The sequence below is a fragment of the Bacillus cereus group sp. RP43 genome (genome assembly GCF_040459645.1).
Taxonomy (GTDB): Bacteria; Bacillota; Bacilli; order Bacillales; family Bacillaceae_G; genus Bacillus_A; species Bacillus_A mycoides_C.
This window is the reverse complement of the sequence record NZ_JARVHQ010000001.1, coordinates 4,158,706-4,180,591: the sequence shown is the minus strand read 5'-3', so window position 1 is coordinate 4,180,591 and position 21,886 is coordinate 4,158,706. Positions and strand designations below refer to the sequence as shown.

The following is a 21,886-nucleotide window of genomic DNA, read 5'->3' as shown; positions in this document are numbered from 1 at the left end:
CCTAAATTTGACATATACAGTTATACTGTATAAAATGAAACTGTACAGTCAAACTATATAGTTTGACTATATATTTATCGTTACATTGGAGGTCTTTATGAATAGAGATAAAAATTTACCATTAACGGAAACAACGTATTACGTTCTTTTAGCTTTATTAGAGCCAGCACATGGATATTTAATTATGCAAAAGGTGGAGGAACTTAGTAATCATCAAGTGAAAATCGCAGCGGGTACATTGTATGGTGCGGTTGAAAATTTATTAAAGCAACAATTAATAGAGTCGGTAAAAAGTGAAGATAAACGAAGAAAAGTGTATGTCATTACTGAACGAGGGAAAGAAGTATTACATTTAGACTTTATGAGGATGCAGCACATTGTTGGAGTTACAAAAAGCTTATTAAATGTATAGTTAGGGGGAATCGATGATGTGGAGATTGAAATTCTTTTTAGACTTTGAGAAAGAGGAGAAATGGTTAGAAGAGATGGCTTGGAAAGGCTATCAACTAAAAAGTGATACATTCGGTTATAGATTTAAAATCGCAGAACCGGAAGATACGAAAATTAAAATAGACCATAGAGTATTTAATAGACGAAGTGATTTTATTAATTATTGTACGTTATTTGAAGATAGTGGCTGGAAGCATATAGCCGGTAAATGGTGGTCTGGTACGCAATATTTTAAAAAGGTAGATGAGGAAAGTGAAGATGACATCTTTTCAGATCAAATGTCACGAGCAGGGAAGTATAAGCGTCTATCTAAGACATTTTTAGAAGTGGCGATATGTTATTTACCGCTGTTAATCCTATTCATGTTTAATGATACAATTGATCTAGGAGCGATTTTAAATCCGAAAGACTTATACTATACACCAGGATTATGGGATATGCACGGTGCAGCATTTTTAGGATCATTCTTATTTGAAACACCATTTGCATTAATGAGGGGCATTTCATGGTTGTTTATCCCAGCTGCGATTGGTATGTTTTTCTTTTTCTCATATAAAGCAAATCGATTGTATGAAGAGAGAAAATACTAGGAGGACCCCCTTAAAGTTGATGCTTTGAGGGGGATTCTTTTGAATTTGTAAATGGTGTACTTGGTTAGCTTGATGGGCATGTGGTACTACCCTAAATAACAATAAAATCCTTCGAAAATTAATATAGTTTTTTAAAAATAGAGATGATATGATGGATAATCATACCATTTTTTCACTTCACGCATGATTTTACAGTAGGATACCTCTATATTAAGATAATATAAATAAGGGGAGTATATTAGTAACAGGGGGAGAATAATGAAAAAGTTATTACAAGAAATTATAAATTGGATCAGTATGACCGATGAACAGATTGTTATTGGCATTTCAGGACACGGTGCTGCCGGAAAAACAACGTTCGCCAATAAGCTCATAAACCAATTAAATCAAAATAAAGTGAGTTATATTAATACAGATCCATACATTGTTAGTTCAAATGTACGAAAGTATACAAATATCCACTATACATATCAGAATGAAAATCATTATGACAAAATGACAGCTTGTCATCCATCAGCCCATCATTTGTCTGCATTAGAAAGAGATGTTCAAATGGTAAGAGCTGGTTTAGATTTTTATACAATGGATACACATTATATAAAAAGTGAGTTAATTTCTTCGAAAAATAAGGTGACGATTGTAGAAGGAATGAGTGTCGCATTTATTAATCCAAATTTATTTGATTTGAAAATTTACTTCTATACAGATGGAGAAACAGAATTAATGAGAAGGTCTAGCCGTGATATTATTGAAAGAGGAGCCGATATTAATTACTTAAGGAAGTCTCATGAAGAACGTCGGATTCAGTATGAAGTGTTTATGCATCCGTATAGTCAACGTTTTAATATTATTATCAAAAATTCCAATGAAACAATATGTTTAGAAAAAAATACATTTGAGTTTTATAAAGTTTAAATGCAAATACTTTATTTACTAAAATAGCAAGTTAGTGAATAAATTGTTCATATTTTTTCGGAAGGAGGTTAAGCAATGAGAGCACCGTATCAAGTATTGATATTTCCTTATATAAAAACTGACGATTCCATTCAATATGCCATTTTTAATCGAAGTGATTATGGTTATTGGCAAGGAATAGCTGGTGGTGGAGAAGATGGTGAGACTCCTATTGAATCAGCAAAACGAGAAGCGTTTGAAGAGGCTGGTATTACAAGAGAAAGTCCATATATAAAACTAGATTCTGTATCTTCACTACCAGTAGAGGATGTAGTTGGTGAATTTCTTTGGGGCGAAGATGTTTATGTAATAAAAGAATTTTCTTTTGGAGTTAAAGTTCCTACAAAAAATATTAAGTTATCTAAAGAACACTTCAATTATAAATGGCTGTGCTTTGAGGAAGCCGTAACGCTTTTAAAATGGGATAGTAACAAAACGGCTTTGTGGGAATTAAACAAAAGGCTGTTAAAATAATTAAAGTGTTAGTTAACAAAGCCGATAGTGGAGCGAGAATTAAACAACTTAAAACAGCTTTGCTACATTACCTATGTAGCAAGGCTGTTTTCTTAGCGTACGAAATCGCGTTTTGTTGGTGGTACCCCGCTAAGAGCATGCAAGATTTTATACAGTTTTTTGGCTAATCCAGTAACAAACGAGAACTCTAAAACCGCGACAGAATAGGAATATATATAAAATACATAGATCGATAGAACAAAAAAGGAGGTTCCCCTGTGAAAATGGGATTCCCCCTTGTCCTTGCTACCGATAATGAGACGTTATGTCAACCGATTATGTATACGATATACAAGAAAAACTTCTTTACTACCACATTATTAAGATGGTAAAATTTAGAAAAAGAGGTAAGGGTGAGTTCAGTGGACAATTTATTTTTAATTTAAAACTTTTTATTTTGTCTTAGAAAGGTGTAGATTTTTTTGAATACAAAATTAATCATAGTAGAAGGGCTTCCTGGCTTTGGGAAATCCACCACTGCAAACTTGCTTTACGATATTCTAATTGAAAAAAATATTGAGGTTGAGTTATTTCTTGAAGGGAATCCAGACCACCCTGCTGATTATGATGGGGTATCTTGTTTTGATAAAAGTGAATTCGAAAGTTTGTTAGTGAATAGTGGTAATTTTAGGGAAGTAATTAGTGATAGAGTCACGAAGCGAGGAAACAATTATTTATTGCCATATAAAAAAATTAAAAATGAATCCAGCTCTAATTTTCCTGAAAATTTATTAAATACCATTTTCAAAAATGATATATATGAATTACCGCTAGAGAGGAATATTGAATTAATAACTGAAAAATGGAGGGATTTTGTTGAAATAGCCAACAACGAAAATAAAACTTATATTTTTGAATGTTGCTTCATACAAAATCCATTAACAATCGGAATGGTTAAATATGGTGAAAAAAAAGAGAAAGTTATAAGTTATATTAATGCATTAGCGAAAATCATAGAGAAATTAAATCCAGTATTGTTTTATATAGAACAAGATGATTTGGAATTCTCATTCAGAAAGGTATTTAATGAAAGAGCAAAAGAATGGTCTGCTGGATTTATTGAGTATTATACAAATCAAGGGTATGCGAAAATGAAAGGCTATCACGGTTTAGACGGAACAATTAAAGTCTTAGAAGCAAGAAGAGATATTGAAAGAGAAATATTTGATATGTTAAATATAAAAAAGACAAAAATTGATAATTCACAGTATGAAGCTATCAAATATAAGTCAATGATAATTGAAGAATTGAAATTACTTGAATTTCTAGATTAATGTAGTGCTTTAATTGAGCAAGAAACTAAGAATTTTTAACTTCCGCTTTCGATAATTATGTAAATGAGCTGTCCATATGGCCAGCTTATTTTATTTTTTGTTTAGCTCGGGGATTTTTTCATGAAGAAAAGACACTCACATGAGTGTCTTTTCCGATAGTTTTTTAGCAGAAGCAAGCAGCTCCAACGATGTAAACAATACAACTAATAAAGCAAATCCTCCAGCGAAGCCACAGCCGCCACAACTACCACCAAAGCCCATAACAGTTCCTCCTTTAGATAGGAGGGGGAAAACAAAGGTTCACTCATGTGTTTTAACGGATTCAATTTACTTTATGCATTTATGAATGGAGCAGGTCCTTTTGAAAATAAAGAAAAGACACCTTATAAGGTGTCTTCCTTCGATTTGAAACATTTTAAGTTTAATAATATACGGTCTTGCCACTGACCTATTAGGCTGAAATTTTATAGTGTTTCTGAACAAAATTTTGTGCTAATTTTGAATCCTTAAGTTGATGGAGATCCTTTTACGTTTTATCATTTTTAAAAAAGTCCTTCATTATCTTAGCGCCTTTAATATTCACCGTCACAGCTTCTACTTTATCCTTCTTCTCATCTTTAGCAATCGTAATTTGTTCCTTATTATCAACCCAAACAAGAAATTCTTCTTTTGAGTCATCTTTATGTGTAACGGTTATAGTAGAATGCGCAGATGCTCTCTTTTTTTGATCTAATGTGATTGTTTTCGGTGTTCCGTTTTGGACTGTTGAAGCAATTGATTGTATCATTTCCTCGTTATCTGTTTGAGATTTGGAACTAGTATTACTTGTTGTTCTAAGTAACTCAATATTTGTAATGTCTGCAGAGTTTAATTGAATGGCATTTTTCGTATTTTCTTGCTTAGTTTTTGGAGTATTGTTTGTAGTAGAAGTGCTTGTACAACCTATTAAAGTTAAAGATAGAACACTTAGAGCACATATGTAAGTGATTTTTTTCATTTTATCTCCTCCTCTAATTTAATTATAACAATATTCTGTTAATTTAGGTAGTTATTGTAAGGAAAAGGTAGAATAATATTTCACTCTTACAAAATTGTCACATTCATGTAAGGTAATTCAATAGATTAGATACTTTTTCCATGTCATAATAAAGACATAAGAAAGCTAATCAAAAAACTATAAGTTATTAGGAGAGTGTCAGTCATGATTGTAACAACAACGTCTGGAATCCAAGGTAAAGAAATTATTGAGTATATTGATATTGTAAATGGTGAAGCTATTATGGGTGCAAATATTGTTCGTGATTTATTTGCTTCAGTTCGTGATGTTGTCGGTGGTCGTGCTGGTTCTTATGAAAGCAAGTTAAAAGAAGCTCGTGATATCGCGATGGACGAAATGAAAGAACTTGCAAAACAAAAAGGTGCGAACGCTATCGTTGGTATTGACGTAGATTATGAAGTTGTTCGTGATGGAATGTTAATGGTTGCTGTAAGTGGTACAGCTGTACGTATATAATAGAATAAAAAAACAGGCTCACCCCTTGAAGCTTATGCTTTGAGGGTTTTTTTTGTTTTCAAGTTGTAGAAGTAAAAAGAATGAGCTTGATCCTTTAGGAAAAATCCCATTCTTTTTATTTAAGCTATAAGATCTTTCGCTTCTACTTTCTTTTTGTTCATGACTAAAGTTAACATGAATAAAATTAGGCTTAAAAGTGCCATTATAATAAAAACTTGCGTATAACCATTAAAATAGTCACGAGCAATTCCTGCTAGGACAGGAATGAATCCGCCCATAATATATCCTCCTGACTGCATCATAGCAGTCCATGCACTCGCATCTTCTGAAGTTTTTGTTTCATATAGCGGTAGCATGAGAGCGAGTGGAAATACGCCGCCGAGCCCGATACCTAGTAAAATAGAAGGAATCCATGGCGGAGTTAATGGGTAAATCATAAGCGATAAACCTACGAGTACAAAGCATATACTTCCTAATAACCAAAGTGCTCGGTTTTTATAAATATCCGCTAATGTTGGAATTAAAAAGCTGCATATCATTTGAATAACTGTAAAAACAGTTATGAGAGTACCTGCTTGTTCGCCACTTACGCCCATACTTTGATTTGCTGGCGCAAGCCAAGTAGTAATGGAATAAAAGATTCCTGATTGTAGTCCGAAAAAGATTGTAAACAACCATGCTTTTTTATTTCTTAAAGGTAAGCTATTATTCTTCTTATCTCGTGTGCTCGTATTCTTTTTTCGTTTCATAACTGGATACCAAAATATAATAGCGATAATAGTAAGTACACCCCAAAAAGCGAGCGCCATATTCCAATCGTCTTTTAATACATGTTGTAAAGGAATCGTTAATCCTGCACTTAAAGAAGCGCCAGTTCCCATGCCTACTGAATATATTCCAATCATTAAGCCGATTTTCGTAGGGAATTTCTCTTTAATAAAACCTGATAGTAACGGGCCTGCAAGTGCAATTCCAATGCCGATAAATAGAGAGCTTGTGAATAAGGTGAAAATGGAAGAGGTAAAAGCTCTCATACATGTTGCAAAGCCAATTAAAATAAGGCAAGCCATAATTGCTTTTTCTGCCCCGAATTTTTTTATTACCTTCCCGGTTAATAAGGCAAATGCCCCCATACAAAAAACAGGGATTGCTGTTAAAAAACTAACGGAAAAATTGCTTATATTTAAGTCTTGTCGGATTGTTTCTAATAAAGGTGAAACAGATGTAATTCCGATACGTAAATTAATAGAAGCAAAAAATAGTGCTAGTATATACAAATAAGTTCGTTCTCGATGCTTCAATTTGCTTTTCTCCTCTCATAAACATCAGATGTTATTGAGTATATCATCTGATGTTTAAGTGTAATATATAAGGAGCTTATTTCAGCTCCAAATTTTGAATAGCGTATGTTCGAGCCTCTTCGGCATTTTGTTTTAAAATAGCTTGGAATAACTTTTCATGAATGTTAGAGTTATCTTCATAGTTCGCTGTATTTAATATTAATTGGCTTAAAATGTGGCGAAGGGCAGGTACGAAAGATTGATATAAATCAAGTAGAACTTCGTTTTTACTCGCTTTTGCAATGGCTAGATGAAACTGAATATCTGCATCTATGTATGCTACATAATTTCCTTCTTGAAGGGCATTTTTTCTTTTATTTAAATGTCCTTTTAAGTATAAAAGATCCTCTTCGCTTCGGCGCTGTGACGCTAACATCGCTACTTCTTTATCTAACATATTTCGTGCTTCATACACATGATTAATATTAGCTGCTTGCAGTCGCTTTTCAAATGAATCTTGCGTTGTATTTAGTGAAACAATACGGGTACCTTGTCCTTGTCGAACTTCTAATATGCCAGCATGTACTAATATCTTTACACTTTCTCGCAGCGTCGAACGCCCTACACCTAACTCTTCCATTAATTGCGGCTCTGTAGGAAGGCGATCACCAACTTCATACTCGCCAGAAAAGATTTTTTCTTGTAGACGTTCCAACACTTCATCGACTAATTTTCGGCGAGAAACTTTTGAAAAAGATTTCTTTTCGTTTATATTCATCTGCTCATCTCCTGTTATATTCGCTTTTATAATAACCAATTTAAGGTCTGTTGACAATGTTATTTTTTAGGGGGAGAGAAGTCAGGTTAATAATGTTGATGAATAAATGAAAGGGCAGGACATATTTTACATGACTAATATGTCCTGCCCCGTTTATGCCACAATCGCGTCTGTTTCTCGATTATGAATAATTGTTGCCTGTCTTGCTATAAATTTCATAAGCAAAAAATCCAAATAAATAGCCTATTCCAGCTCCTAAACTAACTGTAAGCAATAAAGAATACGGGTAGAACATGCCGAAAATCAAACCGATAATACAACCAATAAGCATTCCCATAGGTATTAAACTAACTATTGAACTACCCCCACTTTCACTTCGTTTAGAAGCGAAAGTGGGGGATTCCTAAGTAAAGAGTTCTATCGAACTCTAATTTATTAGGCTATCCCCGCAGTCCTTGCGGTTAGAAGCCTTAACGCTTCATTCTTTAGATTGATACTTGCGTTAATATCCCTATCATGATGTGTACTACAAGAAGGGCAGTCCCATTTACGTAGGTTTAGGTTTTTAACGTCTTTGTTTTGATATCCACAACAAGAACATAATTGGCTTGAAGCAAATGTTTTCGATACGACAATGACTTGTTTGCCGTACCATTTTGCTTTGTATTCCAACATGGTTCGAAACTGTGACCATGATACCTCACTAATTGCTTTTGCTAACTTCTGATTTTTTAACATATTCGATACTTGCAAATCTTCTATACCGATAACATCGTGGTTTTTGATGATTTCAGTTGAGACTTTGTCCAAGTAATCTTTTCTAGCGTTTGTCATGTATTCATGAATTCTAGCTACCTTTACCCGTTGTTTATTCCAGCGAGAAGATCCTTTCATTCTTCTAGAAAGAACACGCTGTGCTTTCGCCAACTTCTCTTCTAATGATCGAAAAAACTTCGGATTTTTATAGGTTGTTCCATCTGACAAAATGGCGAAATCTTTTAGTCCTACATCAATTCCAGTGTAAGAATGTGTCTTTGGAAATTCTTGCACTTCTGTTTCCACTAACAATGACACAAAGTATCTACCAGAAGGGTTCCGTCTAACCGTAGCGTTTAAAATACGTCCGTTTACTTCACGACTTTTGGCAAATCGAACAAGACCTAGTTTTGGCAATTTAATTTTGTTTCCTACAACTGCAATGTTTTCATTTGTTTGTTTTGTGGTGTAAGATTGTACATTGTTCTTCTTAGATTTGAAACGTGGGGCACTGTTTTGTTTTTTGAAAAAACGTGTATAAGCATCCGCAAGGTTGCGAACAGACGACTGAATAGCAATACTATCCACTTCTTTTAGCCAAAAAAATTCTTTCTTCATGGCAGGAAGTTTGGCAGAGCATGTACCATATGTCAAACCTTTTCCTGTTTCTTTGTACGCGTTATCCCATAGAGATAGGAAATGATTGAATACAAAACGAGAACAACCAATCGTTTTATTGATTAGAGTTGCTTGTGCTTTATTTGGATATATACGAAATTTATATGCTTTATTGATAATCATAAGTTTCACCTCCATTTCGATATATGTCTATTATGCATCGAACAATTAAGATGGCTTCCTGCCATCCCTTGTCCGAAGCCAATTCATCTCCCACCTACTCACCATGTGGCCCTTCACGTTCCTTGAGGAAGGAGTCTTCTTGGCTAAAATAATAAAGTTTGAGCTTCTTTTGATTTTTTCTGACCTAATTTTCCTTCGTTATATTTATGTTTAAGTCTTCCAATTACAAATAATACAATTCCTCCGACTATTACAACAGGCGCAATTGCTGTGATTAACCACATGTTAGAATCTCCTTTCACCTTTTAACAGAATCATACCAGATACTTACAATTTTGTAAGGTGGGAGGATAGTTGAACGTACTATCCTCTTATTAATTTAGTCTTTTTAAAAGATCAATCAAAATGAATCTAATAACTCGTCAAAAACACTTTCCCTTTTGTTTTTTCAGCAGACTGAACGACATCAACCGCAGTTTTCACATCTGCTAAGTCATAGGTAGAATGGACTGTCATGAAATGTAATTGTTTATTTTTTACTAAGCGAATTAAATGACGAAACGTTTCTTGCCATTTATATGGTGACACTTCTTTATTCCAATGTCGTAAATGAAATATGTTCGCGTGCACTTTTGCTTTCGTGACAATCTCTGCCCAGTTTACTTGTATTCCTGATAGAAGACCGATAGTTAAAAAATGTCCATTTGGGCGTAAGGAGAAAGCTAAGTCATTTCCATCGGGTCCTCCGATAGAATCAATCGCAGCATCTGCACCGATCCCGTTTGTTAATTCCATAACGGTTTCATAAAGCGGGGTAGTGGAAGTATCAATTACATATTCGGCACCGAGCTGAAGTAATTCCTCAGTATGCTTATTGTTTCTAGTAACTGCAATTAATCGGAAGTTTAAAATTTGTGATAACTGAGCAAAAAGATGGCCAATAGCGGATCCACAAGCATTCACTAATAAAACATCATTACGTTTTAAGTTTAGAGTTTCGGTACACGTGACCCACGCTGTAAGGGGATTAATATACATTTGTGCCGCTGTAAAATCATCGATTGAATCAGGAATAGGGACTACAAAGTCAGCTGATGTTGTAACGAACTCTTGCCAAGTACCATCTCCGCGTAATGGCAAAACACGCTTACCGATAAGGTCTTTAGAAACGAAAGAGCCTACATTTTCTACAATACCAACACCTTCATAACCAGGTATGTTAGGTAAAGGGATTCTATGTGCATACGCTCCGGTTACTGGAATTAAGTCAGATGGATTGATCGGTCTAACTAGCATACGAACTAAAACTTCATTATCTTTTAATGGTTCTATATTTTTATATTCAACTTGTAATACATCTTTTGGGTTACCAAACTCATGAAATTGAATGTATTTTCCGCGCAAAATAAATTTTCCCCCTTAGTGTAATTGGGTTAATTATAGCATTTGGGGTTTAAATGATTATTTCATTAGAACTAAATAAAAGGGAACAGAAGGTCGTCGTTTATACTTTGAGGGGATTTTGATTGTGCAAATTTCAAAAAGATACATGAATTATGTAGCATTGTATGGATTGTAAAATCGATTTCCTGAATAAGTTATTAGGTACATAGTAATATAATAAAAAGACGCCCTTGTGAGCGCCTTTTTCCGACTTGAGATAGATGTATCATTATTGTTCTATTAGGATACATAGCTCTCGTTTAAAGTTTACTCACACAAATGATCTGTGTATCAATTTGTTTTGATATACAGATCATTTGCATGATAATTCTTATAGATAATTGCTGAATGATAACCTTACATGAATGCTTTTAAAAGTTCTTGAACCAACGGGATTACTCCACCTACGAATTTTAAAACTGCCATTGCGATTTCCATATGATTGCCTCCTTTTTTTAATAGTAAGATGTAATGAATCTTTATACCCTCATTATAGTAAGCGTTTACAAATACATCAATGCATTTCGATATGCAATATTTCATATTTGTATTCGGTAATGAGGATGAAGAGAAATCAGTGACTTATCCCGCTATTTGTGGGAGTCGGGCTGTATGTAAAAGCCTTCACTTTATCAAAATGTAAGTTGCATCTTGTATAATGTAATGGTGGAGGTCAGATATGAAAAAAATAAGTTTAAATATAGATTTGGATACAAATGTATTGGAAGTGGTATTTATTCCAAGAAGGTTTATTATTTTATGGATTACACTCGTATATATAGCTTCAATGCTTTTAGAATTTCGTAATAATATTTTCTCTATGGATAGTTTTTTCTTTACAATAGTCATTGTTATTCATACTATTTTTCATTGGTATGCGAGTTCATTAAAAAATAGGCAATTGTTGTACTTCTTTTTTGTACAACTTTTCATTGTGTTTTTGGCTGCATTTATTGCAACAAATGCTTCGATAGCGATTTTTGTTGGATTAACTCCTATTTTAATCGCCCAAAGTTTATATGTTTATAACAATATATTTAAAGTAATGGCAGTTTTTACTCTTATGTATGCAATATTTTGTGCTGCAATTAGTATCAATTATGGTGTGAATAAATTAGCTATTCTTATCTCTATGTTTCTTTTAGTGTTAGCAATTATTATTCCTTTTTCTTATATTAATAAGCAGCAATTTGATGCACGTAATCGTATACAGAGCTATATTCAAGAGTTAGAGTCTGCATATATGAGAGTGGAAGAATTGACATTAGCTAATGAAAGGCAGCGTATGGCAAGAGATTTACATGATACGTTAGCTCAAGGTTTAGCAAGCTTAATTATGCAATTGGAAGCGATAGATGCCCATATGCAAAAAGGGAATACAGGACGATCTCAAGAAATTATGAAACAAACTATGGTAAGAGCGAGACAAACTTTACATGATGCAAGGTTGGTTATTGATGATTTGCGTCATACTACCAATTCATTTAATGAAGCAGTAGAGGAAGAGGTTCAACGTTTTTCTGAGGCTACGTCTATACATGTGAGATTTACTATTCAAAGCCCCCCGCATATTTCAAGTTTAGTAAAGGAGCACTGTTTATATGTAATTAGTGAATGTTTAACGAATATCGCAAAACATTCACAGGCAACAGATGTAAATTTAAAAGTTGAATATATCGATGACCTTGAAAAGCTTACTATTGAAGTTGAAGATAATGGAATTGGTTTTGACACTGGATATATCGGTAAGAATCCTGGACACTATGGTTTAATTGGCTTAAATGAGCGTGTTCGATTGATTAAGGGAGAAATACATATATTGAGTGAAAAGATGAAGGGTACGAAAGTGTATATTCAAGTGCCTATAAATAAAGAAGGAGATAGCCATGAAGTATAACGTATTAATTGTGGATGATCATTTCGTTGTAAGAGAAGGTCTGAAATTAATAATAGAAACGAGTAATTCATTTCAAATTATAGGTGAGGCTGCAAACGGAGAAGAAGCCCTTTCTTTCATAGAAAAAAAGAAACCTGATGTCATTTTAATGGATTTAAATATGCCTAAAATGAGTGGTTTAGAAACAATTGAGGCTTTAAATAAAAAACAAAATCATACGCCGATTATTATATTAACTACTTATAACGAAGATGAATTAATGTTAAAGGGAATTGAGTTAGGAGCAAAAGGATATTTGCTAAAAGATACGGATCGTGAGAATTTGTTTCGAACGTTGGAAGCGGCTATTCGAGGTGAGATTTTACTACAACCAAATATTATGGAAAAGATAGTGAAGTATAAAAGGAAAGAAGTATATGCTGATAAGGTTGCAGAAAATAACTTAACGGTTAAAGAATTGTTTGTGCTGAAAGCTATTGCGCGCGGATATAAGAATAAAGAAATTGCATTTGATATGGGGATAGCTGAGCGAACGGTAAAAGCGCATTTAACAAATATATACAATAAACTAGGTGTTAATTCACGGTCAGAAGCGGTAGCTGTATCTATTGAAAGGAAGTTAATTCATTTTTAAAACATTATATATGCCCAATCGTACATTATAGGCTTGCCCTTTTGTACGATTTTTTTATTTCTTCCTTATGTTATGCTTCAGAAAGTATGAGAGATTTAAGAACAGTACAATTACAGACGTTTTCTTTTATCCCAACATAGAACGTATTGCTGTAAATTCATTCAAAGATTGCAGTTGATAAGAAATGGGGGAGTTAACACAGATGTTTCTACCTATTACTACATTTTATAGGTTTAGTTGGCTGGGGAGTTTTGCTTTTTCTTCAGAAAAGGTTAGCAGGAATAGAGCGTTTTCGAGGGCCGAAGAACTAAATGCTAATTTGTATGAAAAGAAATGTATAGATTCAGTTAGTAATATTTATGAGAAAATAACGATAGATTTTGTGAAATATGGTGATAATTATGTATCGGGCCATGCGGAACCTTATGCAACAATTGTCATAACGAGCGGCGATATGCTTGTTGGAAGTGGACGGGTTAATGAGTATGGAGAATTTAAAATATATACGAATAATCATCTGGAAGAGTATTTGATAATAAAGGTTCAGTTGATATTAGGTGGTTTTTATCAAGATAGTATAATAGTAAAGGTAGATTGTTAATTTATAATGATTCCAGTTTTTATTTACTAAATAAAAGTAAAAGGAAGCAACAAATTGTTGCTTCCTACATCTATTAAGCCGAAGCTTTCTTCATTCTCTCAAGTAAGCTAGATAAAATATGCGTACGATAAGATTCTAGTTTTTTACCTTCGTAAGTACGAATACCTAATTTTTTAAGTTCTTTTACATACCAACCTTTGCTTCCGAAATACATGTGATCGCTCCCCTTCAACTTTGTTTTTAGTAGTTCTGATTGTACTTGGAGGTACAGGTAATATAATGAAGGAAATGAATTTCGCGCGAAAATGGTTAACTTTGTTGCAAAAGACATATATACTAAAGATAGTATACAACGAGGTGGACAAGACGTGATTATAGAGAAGCACGAAATTCAAATTGACCAAATTACGAGCGGTAAGGTGAATATCTTTACTTTCTATCGAAATAGAAAGCAAGTTGACGATTACTTTTTACAATTACAAGAACCATCGCTTACAGCAAACTACTTCTTCCATTTTCATTTTGATGCAGAGAGCCTTCATCTTCTGCAGGAAGAGTTTCCGAGCGTATATCCGTACGACGGCAGTGAAACGATTCACGACTGGACGGAAAAGATGAAGAAAGAATTGCAACATCAGATCCAAACAGGAAAATGGAATAAGCGCGTACGTATCGGTAATCGTATTCTAGATGTGGAGTTTACGTGGTGTGACGAAGATATAGTAGAGTGAAAAAGAAGCGGATGACGCTTCTTTTTTTAGCGCTGGAATAAAACAAGCTTACCTGCAGAAGATGTGCAGCGATGTGTTTTTTCATACAATCCTTTTTCTTGTAAAATAGATTCGCCTTTTGCTTTCGCTTCTTTTTCAGTTGCCGCCTCGAATGATTCGTCTAATGCTTTTGAACCATCTTTTTCAAAGACTGTTAGAACGTATACTCCCATGAAAATTCCCTCCAATAATTAAAATCAGAATCTTATAACTATTTTGTCATAAATCAATAGAATATGCAAAGAAATATATGACATTGCGTGGTAAAATAGAGTGAAACTTTAATCGGTGGGTTTACTATTCGTAGTAAATTACGGAAAAAGAAAGGATCGTTTATTTGTGAAACAAGTGAAGTTTATACATGCGGCTGATTTGCATTTGGATAGTCCGTTTAAAGGGATGGAAATGAATGTTGCGCAGTCTGTTTGGGAGAGAATGAAGCAAAGTACGTTTGAATCGTTCGAGCGTATTGTTGATAAAGCGATTCAAGAGCGCGTTGATTTCGTATTACTGGCTGGGGATTTGTATGATGCGGAGACGAGAAGTTTGAGAGCGCAAGTATTTGTGCGTGAGCAAATGAAGCGACTTTCGCAGTACGATATTCCCGTTTTTATTATTCACGGTAACCACGATCATTTAGGAGGAAGCTGGGCAGCAATTGAGTTTCCGGAAAATGTTCATGTGTTTACGGAGCCTTATGTGGAAGAGAAATCGTTTTATAAAAATGGTGAGCTTGTAGCTTCTATTTACGGGTTTAGTTATTTGCAGCAAGCGGTAACGGATAATATGACAGCGCAGTATATGAAAATGAGTGATGCGCCTTTTCATATTGGGATGCTTCACGGGAGTGTGGAAGGGGATACAGAGCATAATCGCTATGCGCCGTTTCAAATTCGTGAGCTGAAAGAAAAGCAATTTGATTATTGGGCTCTTGGCCATATACATAAACGTGAAATTCTAGCAGAAGAGCCGTACATTATTTATCCGGGTAATATACAAGGTCGTCATCGTAAGGAAACAGGGGAAAAGGGTGCATACCTTATTGAACTTACGAAACAAGGATCGCAATGTTCGTTTTTCCATACTGCGGATGTTGTGTGGGATGAGATAGAAGTGAGTATCGATGGACTTGAAACTGTTGATGATCTTATGACGAGCGCGTCAACTGCGATGAATGAATGCAGAAGAGAAGAGGAAGGCACGCTTTTAACTGTTGTATTTACAGGGCAGGGACCACTTTCTCCTTATTTACGTGAAGACAAGCGTGTGGAAGAGATTTTTCATATTTTAGCAGCAGGAGAAGAGCGAAAAGACTTTGTGTATGCGATGAAGTGGAAAAATGAGACGGTTTCTTTTGCGGAAATTGAACGTTTGAAAGAAGAAAATCATTTCGTCGGTAGTGTGCTGAAAGAGTTAGAAGCTTTCACAAATATGGACGGAGTGTTGCGCACCATTTGGACATCTCCTGTGGCGCGTAATAGCATTGAATCTTTCACAGAAGAAGAGAAGAGAGAGATTCAAAAGGAAGCGGAAAATATTATTTTAGAGCAATTATTCCAGCAAGAGAGGGATAAAAAATGAGAATTGAAAAACTCCATATTTATGGCTATGGAAAACTAGAAAATGTGGAAATGGATCTTTCATTGCTGACGGTGTTGTACGGTGAAAATGAAGCGGGTAAATCGACAATTCGCTCGTTTATGAAAAGTATTTTATTCGGTTTTCCGACGAGAGGACAGCGCCGTTATGAGCCGAAAGAAGGCGGGAAGTACGGCGGAGCGATGACTGTTCAAACAGAGAAGTACGGTCGTTTGAAAATTGAACGATTGCCAAAGACGGCAGTAGGCGAGGTGACCGTTTATTTTGAAGACGGGAAAACTGGCGGCGAAGATATTTTAAACGATATATTAAGCGGCATGAATGAAAGCTTATTTGATTCAGTCTTTTCATTTGATATGCACGGTCTTCAAAATATTCATCAGCTCGGCGAAGCAGATATCGGTAATTATTTATTTTCGGCCAGCGCAGTCGGTAGTGATGCGTTATTGCAGTTAGATAAAAAGTTAGAAAAAGAAATGAATCAGCGTTTTAAGCCGAGTGGTCGTAATCCTGAAATTAACGTGTCACTGCAAGAAATGAAGAAGCTTGAAGAGAAGATGAAAGAGTGGCAAGGGAAAATTGGCACGTATGAAAAACAGGTCGAGCAGTTAAAAGAAAGTGAAGAGAAACTTGCTTCTGTTCGTGCGGAAAAAGAGTCAGCGGAAAGACGAAAGCAAGACTATGAAATATTAGCGGCGCTTGAGCCTCTCGTTATTGAAAAGAGTGCGCACGAGAAAGTGTTAGAAAACGAGCACGGGCAGTTTCCTGTAAACGGGATGGCGCGCTATGAGGCGGTAAAGGCAAAGATAGAACCACTGCAAGTACAAGTAGATTCACTTCAAAAAAAGATAGAAACAGTGCAATCAGAAATTGATTCCACAGAAATAGATGAAGCATTTTTACAAAAAGAAAGTTACGTAGAAGAACTTCGTATGCAGCACATGTCTTATGAAAATGCACGCCAAGAAATGCGTGATATGACAGGAAGTATTGCGAATATAAAAGAAGAAATCGCAGAATTAGAGCAGCAAATTGGCGCTACTTTTGAAAAAGAAACAGTTCTTTCGTTTGATATAAGTTTAGCGACGAAAGAATTAATTACGCAAACTGTGCAAAAGGCGCGTGAATTAGAAACGCAAAAAGCACAACTAGATGAACGTTTTAAAACGGCTCAAGAGCAATTAGAAGAGCAAGAAGAAAATATAAGACAAATAAGCCAGCAAATGTTAGCTGATAAAGAACGAAATATGTTAGTTGAGAAAGAAAAATCATTTCAAGATGCGGCGTTTATCGGTATGGGCGCAGAAAGAATGAAGCGTAAGTATGAGGAAAAAGCAGGAGCGGCGGTGCAAAAGAAAAAGCAGTGGCAACGAGTTTGTCTTCTGTTACTTCTTATTAATACGCTTGTTTTATTCACGAGTCTATTTATAGATAACCGCGTGCTGTTATTTATTAGTGTTATTGTTTTTGTAGGGATCGTCCTTGCTCTCGTTTTATATAAAGATCCTTCGGGTGGATTGCAAGAAGAGCTTCTTACTCTTCAGCAAAGTGCTGGCGGGCGTCAAAGTGAAGAAGCGATGTCGGTTCGCTATCAGTTAGAAAAGGATGAAGAGATTCGCAAGTTATTTGAGCGAGAGTCTTATAAATTGCAGCAAATGGAACGTGCTTATGATAAAGTCGTTTCATCGTATGAAGAATGGGAGAGAGAAACTTTCCATATGGGAGAACAAGTAGATGCGTATAAAACGCGCTATATGTTCCCGGAATTTTATACGTATGTGCACATATTGCCAGCGTTTGAGCGTATTGAAAAAATGCAGCAATTATATCGTGAGCTAGAGAAAAAAGTTGAGCGGAAATCCTCATTATATGAAATGATTTCGCACTTTGAACATAAACTAGAAACTGTTATCGGTAGTAAAGAGTATAGTAATTTGCATGAGGCGCAAAGTCGTATGCAAAATGAGAAAGAGAAGCGCCAAACTTGTAAGCAGCTGAAAGAGAAGCTGGCGGAATGGCAAGAAGAATACGAGTTCATGCAAGAGCAATTAAAACAACTTTTAGTAGAGCGAGATGGGTTATGGCATATCGCAGAATCTACAGATGAAGAGATGTTTTTAGAAGCAGGAAAATTGGCGGAAAAACGTGAAGATGCGGATAAGCAAGTGGGGCGTTTATTACCTCAAATTGATCTTTTAGAACAGCGCTTAACGAGTTTGTCGTTAGCTGAGCATTATGAGGCTGACGGTTATGATGAAAAATTAAAGCAAGAAATTACAGCCGCGCAAAACTGTCTTGCGAAAGAGAAAGAACTGACAGAGCGTATTGCGAAGCATCGAATAGAAATTGCGAATTTAGAAGAAGGCAGTACGTATGGTGATTTACTACATGAGTGGGAAATGAAAAAATCACAAGTGCGTGAACAAGTGAAGAAGTGGGCTGCATATGCGGCCGCAAAGACAGTATTAACGAAAACGAAGCAATATTATCATGAAGTGCATCTTCCGCGTATTTTACAAAAATCCGAAGAGTATTTCATGTATTTAACGGGCGGAAGATATAGTAAAATATTCTCACCGTCAGAGGCGGAATCGTTCATTGTCGAACGTAACGATGGTATGCGTTTTTACAGTCATGAACTAAGCCAAGCGACAGCGGAGCAGTTATATTTATCGTTACGATTTGCACTAGCGAAAACGTTTGAGCACGATTATCCATTTATTATTGACGATAGTTTCGTGCATTTTGATGCGGTAAGGACGAATCGAACGATTGAACTAATAAAGGAAATTGCGAAAGATAGACAAGTTATCTTCTTTACATGTCATGCGCATTTATTAACGTATTTTACAGAAAATGAGATTATAAAATTAACACGTAAGCGTAAAGAAAATGAGTTGTAGTATGCTATACTAAAAGTAACTGATTTGGTGGAGGAATTCGAATGAAAAAGAAAATTGCAGAATATGAAGTTGGTGAACAAGTCGATGTTTTCTTGTTAATTAAAACAGCGACGAAAGGTCTCGCAAGCAATGGCAAGCCGTTTTTAACAGTAATCTTACAAGACCCAAGTGGAGATATTGAAGCGAAGCTATGGGACGTGTCACCAGAAGTTGAAAAACAATATGTAGCGGAAACGATCGTTAAAGTAGCTGGAGATATTCTAAACTACAAAGGGCGTATTCAATTACGTGTGAAACAAATCCGTGTTGCGAATGAAAATGAAGTAACAGATATCTCGGATTTCGTAGAAAAAGCACCAGTGAAAAAAGAAGATATGGTTGAGAAAATTACGCAATACATATTTGAAATGAGAAACCCGAACATTCAGCGTCTAACAAGACATTTATTAAATAAGCATCAAAACGAATTTTTAGAATATCCAGCAGCGACGAAAAATCATCACGAGTTCGTATCTGGACTAGCTTACCATGTCGTATCGATGTTAGATTTAGCGAAAGCTATCTCGGCTCTATACCCATCGTTAGATAAAGATTTACTTTATGCAGGTGTTATTTTACACGACCTTGGTAAAGTATTCGAACTATCTGGCCCAATTTCTACAACGTATACGTTAGAAGGAAATTTACTTGGCCACATCTCTATCATGGTGAACGAAATTGGTAAAGCAGCAGATGAACTACAAATCGATGCAGAAGAAGTATTAATTCTTCAGCACATCGTCCTTTCCCATCACGGAAAAGCAGAATGGGGTAGCCCAAAACCACCGTTAGTAAAAGAAGCAGAAATTCTGCACTACATCGATAACTTAGATGCAAAAATGAACATGATGGACCGCGCATTAGGACGTACAAAACCAGGCGAATACACAGAGCGTGTCTTTGCTCTTGATAATCGTTCGTTCTATAAACCGACGTTCCATAATTAAGATTGTGAATAGAATGGCCTCATTAAGTGTGGCATGACAATAAAATTGTTTAAAAAGATGGTGTGAAATTAAGTTTTCACACCATCTTTTATTGCCCTGATAAGGGAAGACACTGCAAACAGCTTTAAAAATCATTATTTATTCCTTGATGAGGAAAGAAATAATGAGAGAAAAAGAAGTAAATCATACGGCAAATTTATATTGCATTAGCTCGTGTAAAGCTAATGGATGAGAGTCTGTTCTCAATAAAAAAACGGATCTTAGACAAAACAATTCTTTTGCATATCATGTGATGCACGGGAGGCAAGAGAACGTGTTCGTTGATTGGAAATCTTTTGTAGAGTATTCTAAATATAGAGTTGTATTAGGAATATTCTTTTAAGGAGAGTGATTACTTTATGCTAGGAAAATGGATGGATAAAGTAAGAGAACCTAGATGTATACACAATTATAAATTTATTAAAACTCAGGATAGTGAAAATTTTAAAACAGGGCAGATTGGGACAGCTAATATTTATAAGTGCGAAAAATGTGGTAAAGAAAAGGTTGATTATAAATATAACAGTGATATAAATAGTGATTTTTGGAATATATAAAATAAATCGTTTAATGAAACAGAGAATTACTAATATTAATTATTCGCTAAAATTACAAGTTATTGTAAGGATATTTAACCATTAAAGAATTTTAATAGCCTATGATTAGTTCATTGATTGTAGGCTATTTATTTTGGCGAGTGAAAAGGTTTTATTACCAGTAGATATGAAAATAATTACGCCACAAAACATATAGCATTTTAAACTAATACTGAGATATTAAAAAATATCTCGAATTCAAGATAATTTACTTGCTTTTTAATCACTTGAGTTGTAAAGTGATAGTAACGAAAGGAATTATTACTTTCGAACGAATTATTTTCTCGGTTATCACTTGACTAGTAAAATGAAATGATTACTTTTATAAACACGTGCTTCGTTGATCAACGAGCAGAAATAAAATTATAAAATACAAATTAAAACTATTGGAGGAATATAAAATGAATCAATTAAAAGGAATACACCACGTTACAGCGATTACAAGTAGTGCAGAAAAGAACTATGAATTCTTCACTCATGTGTTAGGAATGCGTTTAGTTAAAAAAACGGTAAACCAAGATGATATTCAAACGTACCATTTATTCTTTGCAGATGATAAAGGTAGTGCCGGAACAGATATGACATTCTTTGACTTCCCAGGCGTTCCAAAAGGAGTACACGGTACAAATGAAATTTCAAAAACTTCATTCCGCGTTCCAACTGATGCAGCGTTAGCATATTGGGTGAAACGTTTTGACCGTCTTGAAGTGGAACATACAGGAATTAAAGAGCAATTTGGTAAGAAAACTCTTTCTTTCGTTGATTTTGATGATCAACACTATCAATTAATATCTGATGAATTAGATAAAGGGATAGAATCAGGTACACCGTGGCAAAACGGTCCAGTTCCATTAGAGTACGCAATTACTGGCTTAGGACCTGTATTTATCCGTATTGCAAACTTTAGTTTCTTTAAAGAAGTGTTAGAAAAAGTTCTATTATTTAAAGAGATTGCGCAAGAAGGAGAATTCTATTTATTTGAAGTAAACGAAGGTGGAAACGGTGCTTCTGTCATTGTAGAACATAATACGGTTCTTCCAGAAGCACAACAAGGATTTGGTACAGTGCACCATGCTGCATTCCGCGTAGAAGATCGCGCTGTATTAGAAGAGTGGATTGAGAGAATCGGTAGCGTTGGCCTTCCGTCATCTGGATATGTAAATCGTCACTTCTTCGAGTCATTATACGCAAGAGTTGCACCGCAAATTTTATTTGAATTTGCAACAGATGGCCCAGGATTTATGGGAGATGAGCCATACGAAACACTTGGAGAAAAATTATCGTTACCTCCGTTCCTAGAGCCAAAACGTGAAGAAATCGAAAAATTAGTTCGTCCAATTGATACAGTGAGAAGTACGAAGGAATTTATTAAAGAGTAAAAGTAGAGATAATAAGTAGGAGAGCAAGTAGTTCTAGTGAATCGCTAGAACTACTTGCTTTTTTATTTGGGCTATAAAGTTTTCTGAAAAATGTTTCTCAAGTTTTATAAATAGAAAAATTCGGTATAAT

At 35.0% G+C, this 21,886-nt stretch carries 25 protein-coding genes and 1 pseudogene; 15 read left to right on the top strand and 11 right to left on the bottom strand.

The features are described 5' to 3' along the window. Positions 1 to 97: 97 nt before the first annotated feature. The 5 genes from QCI75_RS21820 (at position 98) to QCI75_RS21800 (ending at position 3,781) form a co-directional block, all read left to right on the top strand. Positions 98 to 412, top strand: a complete 315-nt coding sequence (locus QCI75_RS21820) for a PadR family transcriptional regulator (RefSeq protein ID WP_002134744.1) — start codon at positions 98 to 100, stop codon at positions 410 to 412. A gap of 16 nt (positions 413 to 428) precedes the next feature. Further along, positions 429 to 1,040, top strand: a complete 612-nt coding sequence (locus QCI75_RS21815) for a DUF2812 domain-containing protein (protein ID WP_353761154.1) — start codon at positions 429 to 431, stop codon at positions 1,038 to 1,040. Between the two features lie 258 nt (positions 1,041 to 1,298). Beyond that, positions 1,299 to 1,955, top strand: coding sequence for a uridine kinase family protein (locus QCI75_RS21810; protein WP_341307503.1), 657 nt, complete (start codon positions 1,299 to 1,301; stop codon positions 1,953 to 1,955). A gap of 75 nt (positions 1,956 to 2,030) precedes the next feature. After that, entirely contained in the window at positions 2,031 to 2,468 is a 438-nt protein-coding gene (locus QCI75_RS21805) for an NUDIX hydrolase (RefSeq protein WP_001202613.1), read from the top strand. Positions 2,469 to 2,929: 461 nt separating this feature from the next. Continuing rightward, positions 2,930 to 3,781 carry a P-loop NTPase family protein gene (locus QCI75_RS21800; RefSeq protein WP_144508558.1) on the top strand — a complete coding sequence of 284 codons (852 nt, stop codon included), beginning with the start codon at positions 2,930 to 2,932 and terminating at the stop codon, positions 3,779 to 3,781. A 163-nt stretch (positions 3,782 to 3,944) separates the two neighbouring features. On the opposite strand, the pseudogene QCI75_RS21795 reads toward QCI75_RS21800, so the two are convergent. After that, positions 3,945 to 4,042 (bottom strand): annotated as a pseudogene (locus tag QCI75_RS21795) (YjcZ family sporulation protein). Positions 4,043 to 4,307: 265 nt separating this feature from the next. Further along, on the bottom strand, positions 4,308 to 4,778 hold the full coding sequence (locus QCI75_RS21790; protein WP_144508557.1) for a hypothetical protein: 471 nt from the start codon (positions 4,776 to 4,778) through the stop codon (positions 4,308 to 4,310). Between the two features lie 204 nt (positions 4,779 to 4,982). Here QCI75_RS21790 and QCI75_RS21785 point away from each other — a divergent pair, with 204 nt between their 5' ends. Next, positions 4,983 to 5,294, top strand: coding sequence for a YbjQ family protein (locus tag QCI75_RS21785; RefSeq protein WP_000637510.1), 312 nt, complete (start codon positions 4,983 to 4,985; stop codon positions 5,292 to 5,294). Positions 5,295 to 5,413: 119 nt separating this feature from the next. On the opposite strand, the gene QCI75_RS21780 is transcribed toward QCI75_RS21785, so the two are convergent. From QCI75_RS21780 to QCI75_RS21750, 7 genes are all read right to left on the bottom strand, one after another. Then, positions 5,414 to 6,595 carry an MFS transporter gene (locus QCI75_RS21780; protein ID WP_144508556.1) on the bottom strand — a complete coding sequence of 394 codons (1,182 nt, stop codon included), beginning with the start codon at positions 6,593 to 6,595 and terminating at the stop codon, positions 5,414 to 5,416. A 76-nt stretch (positions 6,596 to 6,671) separates the two neighbouring features. Beyond that, entirely contained in the window at positions 6,672 to 7,352 is a 681-nt protein-coding gene (locus QCI75_RS21775; RefSeq protein ID WP_353761151.1) for a FadR/GntR family transcriptional regulator, read from the bottom strand. A gap of 181 nt (positions 7,353 to 7,533) precedes the next feature. Further along, positions 7,534 to 7,689, bottom strand: a complete 156-nt coding sequence (locus tag QCI75_RS21770; RefSeq protein ID WP_353761150.1) for a hypothetical protein — start codon at positions 7,687 to 7,689, stop codon at positions 7,534 to 7,536. Between the two features lie 98 nt (positions 7,690 to 7,787). Continuing rightward, positions 7,788 to 8,909, bottom strand: a complete 1,122-nt coding sequence (tnpB, locus tag QCI75_RS21765; RefSeq protein ID WP_353761149.1) for an IS200/IS605 family element RNA-guided endonuclease TnpB — start codon at positions 8,907 to 8,909, stop codon at positions 7,788 to 7,790. Positions 8,910 to 9,052: 143 nt separating this feature from the next. After that, the gene (locus QCI75_RS21760; protein WP_186320984.1) at positions 9,053 to 9,193 is read right to left on the bottom strand and encodes a hypothetical protein; all 141 of its coding nucleotides are present in this window, start codon (positions 9,191 to 9,193) and stop codon (positions 9,053 to 9,055) included. A gap of 127 nt (positions 9,194 to 9,320) precedes the next feature. Continuing rightward, positions 9,321 to 10,313 (bottom strand): zinc-dependent alcohol dehydrogenase family protein, encoded by a 993-nt coding sequence (locus tag QCI75_RS21755; RefSeq protein ID WP_144508553.1) that lies wholly within the window; start codon positions 10,311 to 10,313, stop codon positions 9,321 to 9,323. A gap of 396 nt (positions 10,314 to 10,709) precedes the next feature. Continuing rightward, entirely contained in the window at positions 10,710 to 10,895 is a 186-nt protein-coding gene (locus QCI75_RS21750; RefSeq protein ID WP_002030171.1) for a hypothetical protein, read from the bottom strand. A gap of 136 nt (positions 10,896 to 11,031) precedes the next feature. Here QCI75_RS21750 and QCI75_RS21745 point away from each other — a divergent pair, with 136 nt between their 5' ends. From QCI75_RS21745 to QCI75_RS21735, 3 genes are all read left to right on the top strand, one after another. Beyond that, positions 11,032 to 12,249: a sensor histidine kinase gene (locus QCI75_RS21745; protein ID WP_144508552.1), complete on the top strand. Its 1,218-nt coding sequence runs from the start codon at positions 11,032 to 11,034 to the stop codon at positions 12,247 to 12,249. Continuing rightward, positions 12,239 to 12,883, top strand: a complete 645-nt coding sequence (locus QCI75_RS21740) for a response regulator (RefSeq protein WP_353761148.1) — start codon at positions 12,239 to 12,241, stop codon at positions 12,881 to 12,883. The genes QCI75_RS21745 and QCI75_RS21740 overlap by 11 nt, the downstream gene beginning before the upstream one ends. A 202-nt stretch (positions 12,884 to 13,085) precedes the next feature. Next, positions 13,086 to 13,484 (top strand): Ig-like domain-containing protein, encoded by a 399-nt coding sequence (locus QCI75_RS21735; protein ID WP_144505585.1) that lies wholly within the window; start codon positions 13,086 to 13,088, stop codon positions 13,482 to 13,484. Between the two features lie 73 nt (positions 13,485 to 13,557). On the opposite strand, the gene QCI75_RS21730 is transcribed toward QCI75_RS21735, so the two are convergent. Further along, positions 13,558 to 13,698 (bottom strand): YflJ family protein, encoded by a 141-nt coding sequence (locus QCI75_RS21730; RefSeq protein WP_000273535.1) that lies wholly within the window; start codon positions 13,696 to 13,698, stop codon positions 13,558 to 13,560. A 154-nt stretch (positions 13,699 to 13,852) separates the two neighbouring features. Here QCI75_RS21730 and QCI75_RS21725 point away from each other — a divergent pair, with 154 nt between their 5' ends. Continuing rightward, positions 13,853 to 14,215, top strand: coding sequence for a hypothetical protein (locus tag QCI75_RS21725; RefSeq protein WP_144505586.1), 363 nt, complete (start codon positions 13,853 to 13,855; stop codon positions 14,213 to 14,215). 26 nt (positions 14,216 to 14,241) lie between these two features. Here the strand turns inward: QCI75_RS21725 and QCI75_RS21720 are convergent, their stop codons facing one another. Then, on the bottom strand, positions 14,242 to 14,427 hold the full coding sequence (locus QCI75_RS21720) for a YhzD family protein (RefSeq protein WP_000539551.1): 186 nt from the start codon (positions 14,425 to 14,427) through the stop codon (positions 14,242 to 14,244). Positions 14,428 to 14,593: 166 nt separating this feature from the next. On the opposite strand from QCI75_RS21720, the gene QCI75_RS21715 reads away from it, so the two are divergent. The 5 genes from QCI75_RS21715 (at position 14,594) to QCI75_RS21695 (ending at position 21,756) form a co-directional block, all read left to right on the top strand. Then, the gene (locus QCI75_RS21715) at positions 14,594 to 15,835 is read left to right on the top strand and encodes a metallophosphoesterase family protein (RefSeq protein ID WP_353761147.1); all 1,242 of its coding nucleotides are present in this window, start codon (positions 14,594 to 14,596) and stop codon (positions 15,833 to 15,835) included. After that, positions 15,832 to 18,756, top strand: a complete 2,925-nt coding sequence (locus tag QCI75_RS21710) for an ATP-binding protein (protein WP_353761146.1) — start codon at positions 15,832 to 15,834, stop codon at positions 18,754 to 18,756. The genes QCI75_RS21715 and QCI75_RS21710 overlap by 4 nt, the downstream gene beginning before the upstream one ends. A 41-nt stretch (positions 18,757 to 18,797) precedes the next feature. Continuing rightward, positions 18,798 to 19,742: a 3'-5' exoribonuclease YhaM gene (yhaM, locus tag QCI75_RS21705; RefSeq protein WP_144505589.1), complete on the top strand. Its 945-nt coding sequence runs from the start codon at positions 18,798 to 18,800 to the stop codon at positions 19,740 to 19,742. 398 nt (positions 19,743 to 20,140) lie between these two features. After that, positions 20,141 to 20,338 (top strand): hypothetical protein, encoded by a 198-nt coding sequence (locus QCI75_RS21700; RefSeq protein WP_002150116.1) that lies wholly within the window; start codon positions 20,141 to 20,143, stop codon positions 20,336 to 20,338. 440 nt (positions 20,339 to 20,778) lie between these two features. Beyond that, positions 20,779 to 21,756 (top strand): ring-cleaving dioxygenase, encoded by a 978-nt coding sequence (locus QCI75_RS21695; protein WP_353761145.1) that lies wholly within the window; start codon positions 20,779 to 20,781, stop codon positions 21,754 to 21,756. Positions 21,757 to 21,886 lie beyond the last annotated feature (130 nt).

What these genes read in the sequence shown, in the direction of transcription:
- QCI75_RS21745 (WP_144508552.1), top strand. Translation starts at nt 11,032, where the DNA reads ATGAAAAAAATAAGTTTAAATATAGATTTGGATACAAATGTATTGGAA.
- QCI75_RS21760 (WP_186320984.1), bottom strand. Translation starts at nt 9,193, where the DNA reads ATGTGGTTAATCACAGCAATTGCGCCTGTTGTAATAGTCGGAGGAATT.
- QCI75_RS21710 (WP_353761146.1), top strand. Translation starts at nt 15,832, where the DNA reads ATGAGAATTGAAAAACTCCATATTTATGGCTATGGAAAACTAGAAAAT.
- QCI75_RS21815 (WP_353761154.1), top strand. Translation starts at nt 429, where the DNA reads ATGTGGAGATTGAAATTCTTTTTAGACTTTGAGAAAGAGGAGAAATGG.
- QCI75_RS21805 (WP_001202613.1), top strand. Translation starts at nt 2,031, where the DNA reads ATGAGAGCACCGTATCAAGTATTGATATTTCCTTATATAAAAACTGAC.
- QCI75_RS21785 (WP_000637510.1), top strand. Translation starts at nt 4,983, where the DNA reads ATGATTGTAACAACAACGTCTGGAATCCAAGGTAAAGAAATTATTGAG.
- QCI75_RS21770 (WP_353761150.1), bottom strand. Translation starts at nt 7,689, where the DNA reads ATGGGAATGCTTATTGGTTGTATTATCGGTTTGATTTTCGGCATGTTC.
- QCI75_RS21810 (WP_341307503.1), top strand. Translation starts at nt 1,299, where the DNA reads ATGAAAAAGTTATTACAAGAAATTATAAATTGGATCAGTATGACCGAT.
- QCI75_RS21720 (WP_000539551.1), bottom strand. Translation starts at nt 14,427, where the DNA reads ATGGGAGTATACGTTCTAACAGTCTTTGAAAAAGATGGTTCAAAAGCA.
- QCI75_RS21750 (WP_002030171.1), bottom strand. Translation starts at nt 10,895, where the DNA reads ATGAAATATTGCATATCGAAATGCATTGATGTATTTGTAAACGCTTAC.
- QCI75_RS21730 (WP_000273535.1), bottom strand. Translation starts at nt 13,698, where the DNA reads ATGTATTTCGGAAGCAAAGGTTGGTATGTAAAAGAACTTAAAAAATTA.
- QCI75_RS21700 (WP_002150116.1), top strand. Translation starts at nt 20,141, where the DNA reads ATGCTAGGAAAATGGATGGATAAAGTAAGAGAACCTAGATGTATACAC.
- QCI75_RS21790 (WP_144508557.1), bottom strand. Translation starts at nt 4,778, where the DNA reads ATGAAAAAAATCACTTACATATGTGCTCTAAGTGTTCTATCTTTAACT.
- QCI75_RS21740 (WP_353761148.1), top strand. Translation starts at nt 12,239, where the DNA reads ATGAAGTATAACGTATTAATTGTGGATGATCATTTCGTTGTAAGAGAA.
- tnpB (WP_353761149.1), bottom strand. Translation starts at nt 8,909, where the DNA reads ATGATTATCAATAAAGCATATAAATTTCGTATATATCCAAATAAAGCA.
- yhaM (WP_144505589.1), top strand. Translation starts at nt 18,798, where the DNA reads ATGAAAAAGAAAATTGCAGAATATGAAGTTGGTGAACAAGTCGATGTT.
- QCI75_RS21695 (WP_353761145.1), top strand. Translation starts at nt 20,779, where the DNA reads ATGAATCAATTAAAAGGAATACACCACGTTACAGCGATTACAAGTAGT.
- QCI75_RS21775 (WP_353761151.1), bottom strand. Translation starts at nt 7,352, where the DNA reads ATGAATATAAACGAAAAGAAATCTTTTTCAAAAGTTTCTCGCCGAAAA.
- QCI75_RS21735 (WP_144505585.1), top strand. Translation starts at nt 13,086, where the DNA reads ATGTTTCTACCTATTACTACATTTTATAGGTTTAGTTGGCTGGGGAGT.
- QCI75_RS21820 (WP_002134744.1), top strand. Translation starts at nt 98, where the DNA reads ATGAATAGAGATAAAAATTTACCATTAACGGAAACAACGTATTACGTT.